The sequence below is a fragment of the Xenophilus sp. genome, from assembly GCF_044462705.1.
GTDB classification, from domain to species: Bacteria; Pseudomonadota; Gammaproteobacteria; order Burkholderiales; family Burkholderiaceae_C; genus Xenophilus; species Xenophilus azovorans.
This window is the reverse complement of record NZ_JBIQNC010000132.1, coordinates 1-15,012: the sequence shown is the minus strand read 5'-3', so window position 1 is coordinate 15,012 and position 15,012 is coordinate 1. Positions and strand designations below refer to the sequence as shown.

At 67.6% G+C, this 15,012-nt stretch carries 10 protein-coding genes and 4 pseudogenes; 7 read left to right on the top strand and 7 right to left on the bottom strand.

Translation table 11 applies throughout. The features are described 5' to 3' along the window. Window positions 1-174 precede the first annotated feature (174 nt). The 3 pseudogenes from ACIY1X_RS17995 to ACIY1X_RS17985 all read right to left on the bottom strand — a co-directional run. Window positions 175-873: pseudogene (locus ACIY1X_RS17995) on the bottom strand (transporter substrate-binding domain-containing protein). After that, window positions 843-995, bottom strand: a pseudogene (locus tag ACIY1X_RS17990) (EamA/RhaT family transporter); the annotation flags it as partial. The pseudogenes ACIY1X_RS17990 and ACIY1X_RS17995, both read right to left, overlap by 31 nt. 56 nt (window positions 996-1,051) lie before the next feature. Then, window positions 1,052-1,210 (bottom strand): annotated as a pseudogene (locus ACIY1X_RS17985) (DMT family transporter); the annotation flags it as partial. Between the two features lie 260 nt (window positions 1,211-1,470). Between ACIY1X_RS17985 and ACIY1X_RS17980 the strand changes: the two are divergent. From ACIY1X_RS17980 to ACIY1X_RS17950, 7 genes are all read left to right on the top strand, one after another. After that, window positions 1,471-1,839: a hypothetical protein gene (locus ACIY1X_RS17980; RefSeq protein WP_294371622.1), complete on the top strand. Its 369-nt coding sequence runs from the start codon at window positions 1,471-1,473 to the stop codon at window positions 1,837-1,839. Window positions 1,840-1,934: 95 nt separating this feature from the next. Beyond that, entirely contained in the window at window positions 1,935-3,206 is a 1,272-nt protein-coding gene (locus ACIY1X_RS17975; protein ID WP_316702596.1) for a TolC family protein, read from the top strand. Next, window positions 3,203-4,786 (top strand): efflux RND transporter periplasmic adaptor subunit, encoded by a 1,584-nt coding sequence (locus ACIY1X_RS17970; RefSeq protein ID WP_294371617.1) that lies wholly within the window; start codon window positions 3,203-3,205, stop codon window positions 4,784-4,786. Before ACIY1X_RS17975 ends, ACIY1X_RS17970 begins: the two co-directional genes overlap by 4 nt. Window positions 4,787-4,802: 16 nt before the next feature. Beyond that, entirely contained in the window at window positions 4,803-8,024 is a 3,222-nt protein-coding gene (locus tag ACIY1X_RS17965) for a CusA/CzcA family heavy metal efflux RND transporter (protein ID WP_294371615.1), read from the top strand. Between the two features lie 69 nt (window positions 8,025-8,093). Further along, the gene (locus ACIY1X_RS17960; RefSeq protein WP_399683050.1) at window positions 8,094-8,480 is read left to right on the top strand and encodes a hypothetical protein; all 387 of its coding nucleotides are present in this window, start codon (window positions 8,094-8,096) and stop codon (window positions 8,478-8,480) included. A gap of 101 nt (window positions 8,481-8,581) precedes the next feature. After that, window positions 8,582-11,146: a heavy metal translocating P-type ATPase gene (locus ACIY1X_RS17955; RefSeq protein ID WP_294371833.1), complete on the top strand. Its 2,565-nt coding sequence runs from the start codon at window positions 8,582-8,584 to the stop codon at window positions 11,144-11,146. 125 nt (window positions 11,147-11,271) lie between these two features. After that, window positions 11,272-11,652 (top strand): DUF4148 domain-containing protein, encoded by a 381-nt coding sequence (locus ACIY1X_RS17950; protein ID WP_294371613.1) that lies wholly within the window; start codon window positions 11,272-11,274, stop codon window positions 11,650-11,652. On the opposite strand, the gene ACIY1X_RS17945 is transcribed toward ACIY1X_RS17950, so the two are convergent. The 4 genes and pseudogenes from ACIY1X_RS17945 to ACIY1X_RS17930 form a co-directional block, all read right to left on the bottom strand. Next, complete coding sequence (locus tag ACIY1X_RS17945; RefSeq protein ID WP_294371612.1) at window positions 11,645-13,057, bottom strand: heavy metal sensor histidine kinase; 1,413 nt, start codon at window positions 13,055-13,057, stop codon at window positions 11,645-11,647. The two genes, ACIY1X_RS17950 and ACIY1X_RS17945, sit on opposite strands and share 8 nt — an antisense overlap. A gap of 8 nt (window positions 13,058-13,065) precedes the next feature. Beyond that, on the bottom strand, window positions 13,066-13,746 hold the full coding sequence (locus ACIY1X_RS17940) for a heavy metal response regulator transcription factor (RefSeq protein WP_294371609.1): 681 nt from the start codon (window positions 13,744-13,746) through the stop codon (window positions 13,066-13,068). Between the two features lie 87 nt (window positions 13,747-13,833). After that, window positions 13,834-14,229 (bottom strand): hypothetical protein, encoded by a 396-nt coding sequence (locus ACIY1X_RS17935; RefSeq protein WP_304304819.1) that lies wholly within the window; start codon window positions 14,227-14,229, stop codon window positions 13,834-13,836. A 520-nt stretch (window positions 14,230-14,749) separates the two neighbouring features. Continuing rightward, a pseudogene (locus ACIY1X_RS17930) lies at window positions 14,750-15,012 on the bottom strand (monooxygenase); the annotation flags it as partial.

Sequence of the window (15,012 nt, the reverse complement as noted above, 5' to 3'; positions counted from 1 at the left end):
GCGCGAGGGCTCGAAGTACGGGATCGAGGAGTTCCTCGAGATCAAGTACCTGTGCTTGGGCGGGCTGGATGGCTGAGGCAGTCGCGGCTCCGTGTAGCCAGTGCGCGACTGCATGCATCGATCAACCGGCCCGAAGTCGAGAAGGTTCGATCGGAAATCCATGACACCGTAAGACTACGCGTCTGCGACCATGGCTCCCTCGATCCCATGGCGTTCAAGCGCATCGGCGACCATGCCGCTGCAGCGCTGTTCGGTGATAGAGGTCTCGATGAACCGCGCTGCAGGCTCGCTGCGGTCACGCGGCAGGACCATCGCCTGCTCGATAGTCATAAAGGCGCCCGGCAGTGGCCGCATTCCAGGCAACCGAATGGCATCGGCGTGCAGTTGCTGCCGGACGCCGGCGGCCACGTTCAAGCTCGAGTCGGCGGCGAAGGCGTCTGCCACCTGCTCGGCCTGGGCACCTCGACGAGTTTCGCCTGCGAGAGATGACGTTCCAGGAACAGGGCATACGCGCTGGCCGTGCCGACAACCACGCGGATGCCGGGTCGGTCCACATCTTCGTTGGTGACTAAGGGCGAGGATTCGCGAACGAGGTAGGCGCCTTCGATGCGCACATAGGGCGAGGTGAAGCGCAGTTTTTGGGCGCGAACGGGATCGACCGCCAGGAACCCGATGTCGGCGGCGCCCGAACTCAGCGCTGCGCCCGCGGCGCCGGGCGTGTCGAACTCCAGCAGTTGGAGTGTCAGCCCCAGTCGGCCGGCCAGGATGCGTGCGAGATCGATGGTCACGCCGGCGGGCGCTCGGATGCGAGCGGCTGTGCGCCAGCACTGGGTTCCCCATGTTCAGGGCCGCGCGTAGCACGAAGGCGCACAGATCACGGCGACCAGCGTCGCCACCAGCATCGTCCAGCTCACCTTTTCGTGGGGTAGCACGGCGGCCCCGCCGAACCCCATGAAAGGCTGCAGCAGCTGCAACTGCCCCACGGCGGCGATGCCAGCACCATCGTCGCACCCAGGCGCGGCGCCATCAGGATCGCGATGGCAATGAAGATGGCCCCGAACAGGCCGCCTGTCCAGGCGACCCAGCTATGGCCTCCCGCTCCCAGGCCGGCCGGCGCGACGACCAGCATCGCCACCGTGCCGACGAAGTAGCTCACGAAGCCGTCCCACCAGAGGGAATCGATCTGGGTGCGCAGGCTGGCATTGAGCACTTGCTGCAGGGCGACGCTGGGAGAACGAGCTTGTCATCGTCATGCTTGACGACAGTTGCCAGCTGAGGCACGACCATAGGCTGTCGAATCCAAGATGACAGACTTGTAATTTTCCCGTTAGATAAGCGGCCATCTCGCCCACTAGCATGGTCCGTGCGGCGTTGAGGTGAACAGCCCGCTGCCTGGAATCTGGACCCGACCATGCGCAGCAAGCGCTCCTGGCGATCGCCTTGCCGCCATCAACTCAATCGCACTCGCCCATGCGCCGCTGGCTTCTCGTCTTCCTCCTTGCTGCTTTGCCGTGGCAATGGGCATGGTCGGCAGCCGCGCCTTACTGTCGCCACGAGGCGGCGCCGGGAGCGAGCCACCTCGGCCATCACACACACCAGCACGACCGTGCCGCATCCGACGCCTCCGCGGCGGCCCAAGACCAGTTGGATGATCCGTCCGGCCCGAGTGAGGATCTTGACTGCACGGCATGCCACGGTCTGACCCTGCAGGCATTGCCTTTGACCACCGATCACGTGGCCGAGTCGACTTCGCATGTCTTTGCCACGATCACGCTGGCGCGGTACAGCAGCGATCAACCTCGCGACATCGAACGCCCCAAATGGCGCCGCACCGCCTGAACGGTGCAGCGCTCCACATCCTTCGACACTTCCCCCAGAGCTGCTGCATCGGCCTTTCTGTCCCCTCTTGACTGGAGAACCCGATGTACAGGAACTTGGCGCCGATCGCGTGGGCGATCCTGGCGCTCGCGGGCTGCCCTACGGCAGCCCAGACGAATATGCCAGCGTCGCAGGTGCCGGCCCGACAGGCAGCGGCGCTGACCCTCGCCGAGGCCATGCTGCAGGCGCGGCAGACCAACCCCGAGCTGTCTGCAGCGCGCCATGAACTGGAAGCAGCCGAAGGAGCCCGGGTTCAAGCCGGCGCCCTGCCGAATCCCACCCTCGAAGCGCAGTGGGAGGATCAGCGGCGCGAGACGCGCACCACGACGCTGACCCTGAGCCAGCCCATCGAACTGGGCGGCAAGCGCAGCGCGCGCATCGAGGCGGCCGAGCGTGCCATTGACATCGCGCGCAGCCAGCTCGATGCGCGGAAGACCGATCTCGAGGCCAGCGTCACGTCGGCCTTCTTCGCGGCGCTGGTGGCCCAGGAGCGCCTGACCCTGGCACAGGCCTCGCTCGACCTCGCGCAGCGCGGCCGGGATGCAGCCAGCAAGCGGGTGACGGCGGGCAAGGTGTCGCCGGTGGAGGAAACCAAGGCACGCGTGGCCGAGGCTGGCGTGCGTCTCGAGCGGGTGCAGGCGCAGGGCGAACTGCGCACCGCGCTGAGCCAGTTGCGCGCCGCCATCGGCCCCGGTCCAGAGATCGGCCGGGTGGACGGTGATGCGCTGAACATCCAGGCGCTGCCGGCCGCCGAGGAAGTATCGTCCCGCGTGGACTCGGCACCCGCTGTCAGGGAGGCTCGCCTGGACGCACGCCGCCTGCAGGCGCTGGCCGAGCTGGAGCGTGCCAAACGGATCCCGGACGTCACGCTCACCGTCGGCGCCAAGCGCGAGCAGGAACTGGCGCGCAACCAGGCCGTCGTCGGCATCTCCATTCCACTGCCGATCTTCGACACGAGCCGGGGCAACCTGCAGGAGGCCCTGCGCCGGCTGGACAAGGCCGAAGACCTCGCGCAGGCCGCCGAGTTGCGCGTTCGCTCGGAAGCCACGGCCGCGCGTCAGCGTTTCGAGACGGCCCTGGCCGAGGTCAACACGCTGCGCGAGGAGGTGCTGCCCGGTGCGCAAAGCGCCTTCGACGCAGCCACCAAGGGCTTCGAGCTGGGCAAGTTCAGCTACCTCGAAGCGCTGGACGCGCAGCGCACCCTGCTGCAGTCCAGGTCGCAGTACCTGCGGGCTCTGGCCCAGGCTCATCAGGCAGCGGCCGACCTGCAGCGCCTGCTCGGTGCTCCCGGCACGCCTCCTTCCACGCTTTCCAAGGAACGTCCATGAATCCCAATCCATCGCCGCAGCCGCAGGGCAGGGGGGCCTCGCGGTCCAGGCAACTCGTCGCCATCGCCGTGCTGCTCGTGCTGGGCGTCATCGCCGGGGTGCTCATCCTCACCCAGACGGGCGGCAAACCCGCAGCGGACAGCCACGGCGACCACGCCGCCGGGGCCAAGGAAGGTGACGACGGTCACGGTCATGCCCACGGTGAGGGAGGAGGTGAAGCCGGCCATGCCGAAGAGCAGGCACCCAAGGGACCGCACGGCGGCCAGCTCTTTGCCGATGGCGACTTCTCTCTGGAGCTGCTGCTGAGCGAGGAAGGCGGCGAGCCGCGCTTCAAGGCCTGGACCTTCGAGAAGAACCAGCCTGCCGATGCGGCAGGCGCCACAGTGGTGATCGCCCTGACACGCCCCAGCGGCGAGAAGCAGGAATTCCGGCTCCAGCCCCAACAGGGCGTGCTTACCAGCGAGCAACCGGTGGCCGAGCCGCACAACTTCGAAGCCACGGTCGAGGTGCAGACATCCCGCGAGAGCTATCTCTTCGCCTTCACCCGCGACGAGGGCAAGGTGGCCATGAGCGATGCGCAGATCCGCTCCGCCGGCATCACGCTGGACAGCGCGGCACCAGCCACTATCCACGGCGGCCTGCAACTGCCCGGCGAGATCCGCTTCAACGAGGACCGCACTGCGCACATCGTCCCGCGCGTGGCGGGCGTGGTCGACAGCGTGGGCGCCAACCTGGGGCAGCAGGTCAGGAAGGGGCAGGTGCTGGCGGTGATCTCCAGCAGCGCCGTCTCCGAGACCCGCGCCGAACTGCAATCCGCCCTGCAGCGCAAGGAACTGGCCCGGACCACCTACGAGCGCGAGAAGAAACTGTGGGAGGAGAAGATCTCCCCGGAGCAGGATGTGCTGCAGGCGCGCCAGGCGCTGCGCGAGGCTGAGATCGCCGCGGCCAACGCCAACCAGAAACTGCTGACGCTTGGCGCTTCGCCGGGCAGCAGCTCCCTCGGGCGCGTCGAGCTAAGGGCACCCTTCGACGGTGTCGTGGTTGAGAAGCACATCGCCCTGGGCGAGGCGGTACGCGAGGACACGCAGGTGTTTACCATCTCCGATCTGTCCACCGTCTGGGCCGAGATGAGCATCCCCGCGCGGGAGCTGCCCCGGGTGCGCGTGGGCGAGAAGGCGGTCGTGCGCTCCGGCGCCTTCGACGCCAGTGCCAGCGGCACGGTGGCCTATGTCGGCTCGCTCATCGGCGAGCAGACGCGCACGGCCCGCGCCCGCGTCACCCTGGCCAACCCGCAGGGCGCCTGGCGCCCTGGCCTGTTCGTGAACATCGAGGTGGTGGCCGAGGAGGTGGCCGCGCCGGTCACGGTGGCGTCATCGGCGATCCAGACGGTGGAGGACCGGCCGGTGGTGTTCCTCAAGGTGCCAGGCGGCTTCGTGGCCCAGCCGGTGCAGCTGGGTCGCTCCGACGGCAAGCGCGTCGAGGTGCTGGGTGGGCTGAAGGCAGGCAGCAGCTACGCCGCCGCCGGCAGCTTTGTCGTCAAGTCGGAGCAGGGCAAGGGCTCTGCCACGCACACCCACTGAGGCGGATGACGCGACCATGTTCGAGAGAATCATCCGCTTTGCCATCGAGCAGCGATGGCTGGTGCTTTTGGCTGTGCTGGCCATGGCGGCGCTGGGCGTCTACAACTACCAGCGCCTGCCCATCGATGCAGTGCCGGACATCACCAACGTCCAGGTCCAGATCAACACCGCAGCGCCGGGCTATTCGCCGTTGGAGACCGAGCAGCGTGTCACCTATCCCATCGAGACCGTGATGGCCGGGCTGCCGGGCCTGCAGGAAACCCGTTCGCTTTCGCGCTACGGCCTGTCGCAGGTGACGGTGATCTTCCGCGACGGCACCGACATCTATTTCGCTCGCCAGTTGGTCAACGAGCGGCTGCAGACCACCACCGGCCAGCTGCCCGACGGCATCCATCCGGTGGCGGGGCCGATCTCCACCGGCCTGGGTGAGATCTTCCTGTGGACCGTAGAGGCCGGGGAAGGCGCGACGAAGCCCGACGGCACGCCCTACACGTCCACCGACCTGCGCGAGATCCAGGACTGGGTCATCAAGCCGCAGTTGCGCAACGTGCCCGGCGTCACCGAGATCAACACCATCGGGGGCTACGCCAAGCAGTACCAGATCGCACCCGTGCCGGAGCGGCTCGCCGCCTACGGCCTGTCGCTGGCCGACGTGGTGCGCGCGCTGGAGCGCAACAACACCAACGTCGGTGCCGGCTACATCGAGCGCCGCGGCGAGCAGTACCTGATCCGCGCGCCGGGCCAGGTGCGCAGCGTCGAGGACATCGGGAACGTGATCCTGTCCAGCGCTGGCAGCACGCCCGTGCGCGTGCGCGACGTGGCGCAGGTGGAGCTGGGCCAGGAGCTGCGCACGGGCGCGGCCACCGACAACGGCCGCGAGGTCGTGCTCGGCACCGTCTTCATGCTCATCGGCGAAAACAGCCGTACCGTCTCGCAGGCGGTGGCCAAGAAGATGGAGGAGATCAACCGCAACCTGCCCGAAGGCGTCGAGGCGGTGACGGTCTACGACCGCACGGTGCTGGTGGACAAGGCCATCGCCACGGTCAAGAAGAACCTGCTGGAAGGCGCCATCCTGGTCATCGCGGTGCTGTTCGCCTTCCTGGGCAATCTGCGCGCGGCGGTCATCACCGCGATGGTGATCCCCCTGTCGATGCTCTTCACCTTCACCGGGATGGTGAGCCAGAAGGTCAGCGCCAACCTGATGAGCCTGGGAGCGCTGGACTTCGGCATCATCATCGACGGCGCGGTGGTGATCGTGGAGAACTGCGTGCGCCGCCTGGCGCATGCCCAGGCGCACCATGGTCGGCCGCTCACGCGCACCGAGCGCTTCCACGAGGTCTTCGCCGCCTCGAAGGAGGCGCGCCGGGCGCTGCTGTTCGGCCAGCTGATCATCATGATCGTCTACCTGCCCATCTTCGCGCTCACCGGCGTGGAGGGGAAGATGTTCCATCCGATGGCGCTGACGGTGGTCATCGCGCTGCTCGGGGCCATGATCCTGTCGGTCACCTTCATTCCGGCGGCCGTGGCCCTGTTCATCGGCAACAAGGTCACCGAGAAGGAGAACCGCCTGATGCGCTGGGCACGGCGCGGCTACGAGCCGCTGCTTGCCCGGGCCCTGGACGCCAAGGCGGTGGTGCTGACCTTTGCCGGCATCGCGGTGGTGCTGTGCGGGCTGCTGGCCACGCGCCTGGGCAGCGAGTTTATCCCGAGCCTCAACGAGGGCGACTTCGCCATCCAGGCCCTGCGCATTCCCGGTACCAGCCTCACGCAGTCGGTGCAGATGCAGCAGCAGCTCGAGACGCGGCTGAAGGACAAGTTCCCGGAGATCGAGCGCATCTTCGCGCGCACCGGCACCGCGGAGATCGCCTCCGACGCCATGCCCCCGAACATCTCTGACGGCTACGTCATGCTCAAGCCCGAGAAGGACTGGCCCGAGCCCCGGCGCACCCGCGCCGAGTTGGTGCAAGCCGTGCAGGAAGAAGCCGCAAAAATTCCCGGCAACAGCTACGAATTCTCCCAGCCCATCCAACTGCGCTTCAACGAACTGGTCTCGGGCGTGCGAAGCGACGTGGCCGTGAAGGTCTTCGGCGACGACATGGACGTGCTGAACAAGACCGCGGCGGACGTGGAGAAGGTGCTTGCCGGCATCCCGGGCGCATCAGAAGTCAAGGTGGAACAGACCACCGGCCTGCCGATGCTCACCGTCCACATCGACCGCGACAAGGTGACGCGCTACGGCCTGAACATCGCCGACGTGCAGGAGATCCTGGCCACCGCCATCGGCGGTCGCGAGGCCGGCACCCTGTTCGAGGGAGACCGTCGCTTCGACATCGTGGTGCGCCTGCCGGAACATGTGCGCGGCGACATCGACGCCATCCGCCGCCTGCCCATTCCACTGCCGGCCACCGCGTCCGGCGCGCCAGGTGCCGCAGGCGCTGCCTCTGCGCGCGTCAGCTTCATCCCCCTGGCCGAGGTCGCCATGCTCGACCTGGCGCCCGGCCCCAACCAGGTCAGCCGCGAGAACGGCAAGCGGCGCATCGTCGTGAGCGCCAACGTGCGCGGGCGCGACCTGGGCGGCTTCGTGACGGAGGCTGCCGCCGCGCTGGAGGAACGGGTGAAGATCCCGACGGGCTACTGGACGACCTGGGGCGGGCAGTTCGAGAACCTGCAGTCGGCGACGCAACGCCTGCAGATCGTGGTGCCGGTGGCGCTGCTGCTGGTCTTCACCCTGCTCTTCGCCATGTTCGGCAACATCAAGGACGGGCTGATCGTCTTCACCGGCATCCCCTTCGCGCTGACGGGCGGCATCCTGGCCCTCTGGCTGCGGGGTATTCCACTGTCGATCACCGCGGCCGTGGGCTTCATCGCCCTGTCGGGCGTGGCGGTGCTCAACGGCCTGGTGATGATCTCCTTCATCCGCAACCTGCGCGAGGAGGGCCGCTCCCTGGACGCGGCCATCCACGAGGGAGCGATCACCCGCCTGCGCCCGGTGCTGATGACGGCGCTGGTGGCATCGCTGGGCTTCGTGCCGATGGCCATCGCCACGGGAACGGGCGCCGAGGTGCAGCGCCCGCTGGCGACCGTGGTGATCGGCGGCATCCTGTCCTCTACCGCGCTCACGCTGCTGGTGCTGCCGGTGCTCTACCGGTTGGCGCATGCGAGGGACGAGGAGGAAGAGGTGTTCGACGGACCGCCTGCTGCAGCGGCTGCCGGGCCGCCGGACGCGAAACCTGCCTGAGCCTTCAACGCCGTGAACCCCTCGCACGGCCGTGATGCCGAGGGGCTTGAACCAGGTGACAGGACCTCCATGACCATGAACATTGCTCGATTTCTCGCCATCTCCTCCCTGGCCCTGAGCGGCGCCGCGTTCGCTGCCGGCGACCATGCCGACGAGGCCAAGCCGCGCCACGGCGGCGTGGTGACCGTCGTCAAGGACGTGAGCTACGAACTGGTGGCCGCCAAGGACGTTCTGGCCATCCATGTCAGCGACCACGGCAAGCCGGTGGACCTCAGCGGCGCCACGGCCAAGCTGACGCTGCTGTCCGGCACCGCGAAGCAGGAAGTGGAGATGAAGGCCAACGGTCCCGCCTTGGAAGCGCGCGGTTCCTTCGAGACCGGTCCTGGCACCAAGGCAGTGGCGCAGGTCGCCCTCAAGGGCAAGCCAGTGCAATCCGTGCGGTTCACGTTGAAGTGAAGTCATCTACTCGCGCCTGAGCGCCCTGCGTCCATGGGGTACGGACCGCGCATGCATGGACTCCCGCCCTTCATCGGCTCCCCAGCTTGACCAAATCCATCATGACAAACAAGCTCAGCCTCGACATCCCGGTGGTCCTGCCGGGCGTTCCTGACGCTGCGGACGCCTGCGTTGGGCGATTGATCGACGAGCTGCAAGGGCGCGCCGGCATCGACAAGGTGCATGTCCGCCCCGGCGAGGGCTCCTCGCCCGCCCAACTGTGCATCCACTACGACCCGGACGTGCTGCCTCTGGCGCGGATCCGCGAGATCACGCAAGCGGCCGGCGCGAAGATCACCGAGCGTTTCGGCCATGTCCAATGGCAGGTCGAAGGCATCGGTCACCAGCGGCGCGCGCAGACCGTCATCGACAGTCTGCGCACGCTGCCTGGGGTGCTCGAAGCGGCGGCGAGTGCCGCGGGGGTGGTACATGTGGAGTTCGACCGGGAACGTCTCACCGAGCAGTCGCTGACCAGCGCGCTGGCGAGGCTTGGAGTGACCGTCGTGGCTGGCATGGTCAAGACAGGCTCTGGAGACCACGCGGGCCATGGCGAACCAGGGCATCGGCACGAGACGGGAGAAGATCATGGCCAGGAACACGATCACCCGCACGGCCACGGGGGATGGCTGGGGCCCAACACGGAACTGATCTTCGCGCTGGCCTGCGGCGCGTTGCTGGGGATCGGTTTTGCCGTCGAGAAACTGCTGGGCGATGCACCCGGCTGGCTGCCGGTGGCCTGCTACATCCTGGCATACATCTTCGGCGGGTTCTACACGCTGCGCGAAGCGCTGGATAACCTGCGGCTCAAGCGCTTCGAGATCGATACGCTGATGCTCGTCGCCGCGGCTGGTGCAGCGGCGCTCGGCTCCTGGATGGAAGGGGCCCTTCTGTTATTCCTCTTCAGCCTCGGGCATGCGCTGGAACACTACGCCATGGGGCGCGCCAAGCGGGCGATCGAGGCCCTGGCGGCGCTGGCGCCCGACACCGCCATGGTCCGGCGCGATGGCCAGACCGTGGAGATCGCGGTGGAAGAACTGGTGGTTGGGGACATCGTGCAGGTTCGCCCGAACGAACGCCTGCCCGCCGATGGCTTCCTGGTGAATGGCTCCTCCAGCATCAACCAGGCGCCAGTCACCGGCGAGAGCATTCCCGTGGACAAGCGGCCAGTGCCCGATGCCGCCGCCGCGCGGATTCGTCCTGACACGGTGGATGCGGTTTCGCGCGCGTTCGCCGGCACGATCAACGGTGCGGGTGCGATCGAGATCGAGGTCACGCGCCGCTCCGGCGATTCGGCCTTGGCGCGCGTGGTCAGGATGGTGAGCGAGGCAGAGACGCGCAAGTCCCCGACGCAGCGCTTCACCGACAAGTTCGAGCGCATCTTCGTGCCGGCGATCCTCGCGCTCGTCGTGATACTGCTGTTTGCCTGGGTGGTCGTGGACGAGCCCTTCCGGGACAGCTTCTACCGCGCCATGGCCGTGCTGGTGGCTGCGAGCCCCTGCGCACTGGCCATCGCCACGCCCAGCGCCGTCCTGTCGGGCATCGCGCGTGCCGCTCGCGGTGGCGTGCTGATCAAAGGTGGCGCACCGCTGGAAGAGTTGGGCTCGCTCAGCGCGATGGCCTTTGACAAGACGGGCACGCTCACGGAAGGCCGGCCCCGGATCACGGACGTGGTGCCGATCGACGGCGTGACCGATGAGGAACTGCTCGCCGTGGCCGTCGCGGTCGAGTCCCTGAGCGACCATCCTTTGGCAGCCGCCATCGCCCGCGACGGGCGTGAGCGCCTGGGCGCCAAGCCGCCTCTCGTGGCGGCTGATCTCGAAAACCTCATCGGCCGCGGCGTCAGGGCCCGTGTGGACGGCGAAACCGTGTGGATCGGGAAAGCCGAGATGTTCGGCACCGATGGCGTCCCGCCCCTGAGCGGCGCAGCGCAAGCGGCCATCGATCGACTGCGCGAGGCCGGCCGCACCAGCATGGTGGTGCGCCGCGGCGAGCGCGATCTGGGGGCGATCGGGCTGCTGGATACGCCGCGCACAGGCGCGCGCCAGGCACTGCAGCAACTGCGCGGCCTGGGCATCACCCGAATGATCATGATCTCGGGTGACCACAAGAACGTCGCCCGGGCGGTGGCCGCCGAGGTGGGCCTGGACGAGGCCTGGGGCGACCTGATGCCCGAGGACAAGGTGCAGGCCATCCGCAAGCTGCGTGAGCAGACCAAAGTCGCGATGGTCGGCGACGGTGTCAACGACGCGCCCGCCATGGCCAACGCAACTGTCGGCATCGCCATGGGCGCCGCGGGATCGGACGTGGCGCTGGAGACCGCGGACGTCGCCCTCATGGCCGACGACCTGATGCATCTGCCCTTCGCCGTGGGGCTGAGCCGACACACCCGCGCGGTGATTCGGCAGAACGTGGTTGTCAGCCTTGGCATCGTCGCCGTGCTCGTGCCCGCGACGATCATGGGCCTGGGCATCGGTGTGGCGGTCGCCGTCCACGAGGGCTCCACCTTGCTGGTGGTCTTCAACGCACTTCGCCTGCTGGCGTATCGCACGCCCGCGGCGTCCCAGCGCGGTCACTGCACGATGCCAGGAGCGCGACGCCGTTCACCCGGAGATGGAGGCCTTGCGTAGATGACAAGAGCATGACACAGATGTCATCGTGGCGTGCGCCAAGTGTCGGGTCCGTTTCCTAGAGTCAGTTGCACATCCTGGTCGGGGTGACCGGTGCCACTGCCACTGTCTTTAGGAGACCTTCCATGCACATGCCTGCCCATCGTTCCTTCGTCGCAGCCGCGGGAGCGGCTCTGATGTTCCTGGCGCCTGCCGCCAAGGCCGCCGGCGCCTTCCATCCCGACACCAGCGAAGCGGGCGCCGTCTTCTTTCCCGACCATGTCAGCGTGAAGTCGCGCGAGCAGGTCAACGCCGAACTGGCCAGCGCCATGCAGCACCCCGCGTGGCAGACAGCCATCAGCCGTGGAGCGCCCTGGCCGGTCACCAAGACTGGGGCCGGGCTGACCCGCGAACAGGTCAACGCGGACCTCGACGCCGCCATGAAGCATCCCGCCTGGAACAGCGTCAGCCGCGGCGCACCGTGGCCCGTGCAGCGCCCGGCCCCGTCCACGTCGGCCGTCAAATAATCCGAGCGGGCGATCGACCGCGCGCCTGGGGCGCGTTCTCCGGCGCGCTCATGGTCCCGGCTGGAGGGGGAGATGTCGAGGCCATCGGCCTCGCGGGGGAATGGGCCTCGCGCAAGCTCAGGCCGACCCGCGTGATGCCGTCCTTGCTGCTCGCGAAGGTGGTGCCGCCGTGCATCCGCGCGATCGCCGCCACGATGGCCAGGCCCAGACCGTGATGGCTCGCCGAGCCGGCGCGTGACGGATCTGCGCGGTAGAACCGCTCGAATAGCCGTGGCAGGGCATCGGGGGCGATGGGGGGGCCGTGATTCTCCACGGTCAGGCGAACCTCGCCTTCGTGCCGCTCGATGCTCACCAGGATCTGCGAGCCGGGGGCCGCGTAGCGCTTGGCGTTGCTCACCAGGTTGGAGATCGCCCGCCTGAGCAGCCCCGTGTCCATCGGCAGCACGGCCTCGCCACGCACCGTCAGGCTCACGCGCGCATCCTCCAGGGAAGCTTCCTGAAACTCCGCGACGGCCCGGACCTGCTCGGCCAGGCTCTCGGGCGCGCCCCGGCGGGCCTGCGCGCCGCGATCGGCCTTCGACAGAAAGAGCATGTCGGTGACGATGGCGGTCAACCGTCGGGCTTCCTCCAGTTGTGATCCCAAGGTCTCCTTGAGTTCTGCCTCCGAGCGATCGTGGCGCAGTTCCACCTCCGCCTGCGCGATCAGGTTCGACAGGGGCGTACGCAACTCATGGGCGACGTCGGCGTTGAAGGCTTCGAGCTGGGCATAGGCGGCCTCCACACGGCCGAGCAATCCGTTGAACTGGGCGATCCAGGGGTGCAGCTCGCTCGCGTAGCCCGCAGGGTCGATGCGATGGCCAGGTTGGTCAGGGCCTGCGGCGCCGGTTTCGTCGGCCAGCTTTTTCAAGGGGCTCAGGCCACGCCGCACGAGCAGCGTGCCGGTCAGCGACACGAGCAGCGTGCCCAGGACGGCGGCGCCCACCAGCGTCCAGGCGAGTCGCTCCAAGAGCACCTTGTCGCTGCCGATGTCGAGGCTCATGCGCCCTTCGACGGGTTGGCCGTCGATCCGTGCGTCCCACAGCGTCAGCTTGCGGGTCTGCCAGGTGTCGCCTGCGGGGCGCATGCTGGATTCGTACAGCGGCTGCCCCGCCGCCCAGAGGGACACCGCCGCATCGGTGTGGGACTGGAAATAGTCGTCCAGCTTATGGCGCAGGGCGTTCGCGTTCAGGGGCTGGATGGTTTCCGTCACCACCCGCCGCACGATGTCGGCGTGTCGTGCGAACTCCTCCTCCTGCTTGAGCTGGAAGCTCCATCGGGTGGTGGCGTAGACGCCGGCGCACACCAGGCTCAGTCCCACCAGCGTCTGGATGGCGAACCAGCGCGAGAGCGAGGTCTGGATCGACATGTGCCGGCTCAGCGCGCGGCGCCGCGGTGCTCCATGACGTACCCCATGCCGCGGACGGTGTGCAGGAGCTTGTCCTCGAACGGATCGTCGATCTTGCTGCGAAGGCGCCGCACGGCCACTTCCACCACGTTCGTCTCGCTATCGAAGTTCATGCCCCAGACCTGGTCGGCCAGCACCGCCCGGGACAGGATCTGGCCCTGTCTGCGAAGGAGCAACGAAAGCAGGGCGAACTCCTTGGCCGTCAGGTCCAGGCGCTTGCCAGAGCGTGTGGCCCGGCGCGTGGTGAGATCCAGCTGTAGATCGGCCAGGGCATAGCGCGTGGCGTCCTGCATGGGGCTTCTTCGCAGCAGCGCACGCACGCGGGCCAACAGTTCCGTGAAGGCGAAGGGCTTGGACAGGTAGTCGTCGGCACCGCCCTCCAGGCCCCGCACGCGGTCCTCGACATCATCGCGTGCGGTGAGCATCAGCACCGGGACGGGGCTGGACTTGCGCAGCTCCTGCAGGACCTTGAAGCCGTCCAATCCCGGCAGCATGATGTCCAGGACGACGGCATCGTAGTTGCCGGTCTGCGCCAGCGCCAAGCCTTGGTTGCCATCGCGGGCCAGGTCCACGTTGAAGCCGCTTTCCACCAAGCCCTTGCGCAAATAGTCGCCCAGCTTTTCCTCGTCTTCGACCACTAGCAGGTGCATGGGAAGGAATGGTAGCCCGCGCGCCGATGGGCCCTGATTACATTCCTGTCATCACGGCAGCCGCCCCGTCGCCGCGAGTGGCAGCCGTCACTGGCCGCTGGCCGCGGCCGTGGAGTTCGCGCGCAGGCTGTTGAAGGCTTGCTGGGCCCGCCGGTAGGCTGGCCCGGCGGTGTCGAAAGGCACTTCGCCGTAGGCCATCTGCGACATGCCGGAAGCGACCCACGCCTCGGCTTCGGCCTGGACCTGGGCACGCGTCTTCTGGCTCACCGTCACGGTCGCGCGAGCCTCGCCTTCCGGATAGCCGGTGGCCGGCGCGGTTGCCATCCAGTCGCGCGTTTCGTGAGCCACATCGGCGCGCGACAGCTGCGAGGCCGTCGCAGCCGGTCGGGGATCGCCTTCGGCGTAGTTGCCGGCCAAAGCGGGGGAAGAAACGGCAGCCATGGCAAGGGCGATCAGGGCGAAGGGGGTGCGGGCAATTCGCATGAAAGGGTCCTTTCGGTTGAGTGTGAATCGAATGGCATCAACGTTTCTGATGCCACGTCCAGACTCTACGAAGACCAGCTCGCGAAAAGGCGCACGCCGAAATTACAAATACGTCATGCAGCGACCTTTCTATTTTTCAAACTGACGAACGCCGCTTGCCGCGGCGCTTCTCCACCGATGAGATACCTTCGCACTTGCGCGCGGCCTGACTACCTCACGCGCACATCCATGTGGGCTCAGGAGCTTGGCCGACTCGAGGAGGCTTATTGGCCCGAGGGTAGGGCACGGCGTCAAAGTCTTGCCCGAGGTCGCCCCCGCGTGGATGCAGAAAGCGGCCTCGGCATTTGGCGTGCTATGGCATCCTCGCCCCATTGTGGGTTACGAAAAGACTCCGGCCCATTGGCAATTGCCGCCAATGCCAATCGGCGCGACTTTGCCCGAGTGGTAACTGTTGATCCCGAGGTCTGACGCGGACAGGTTTCGCTCGACTTCTTGATGGGGCCAAGGACCTGGTGCACTATCAGGATATCTTCTGCATGGCGCCAACTGCCATGGCAAGGACTTGGTCCGCGTCGAACGGCCCGGTATCGGCCGCGTCGCTCCAGGCGACGAACTCGTCGGGCCGCACCAGGATCAGGCGGGCGTCGTAGCGCGCCCGCTCGTCCGCGGCCGTGTCCTCGACCACATCCAGCGGCACGCCGGCCGACCGCGCGGCCTCCCGCAGGGCATCCACCTTCTCCTGTTCCGCGCCGAAGGCCAGCAGGGTGAAGCTCCCCTGGAGCC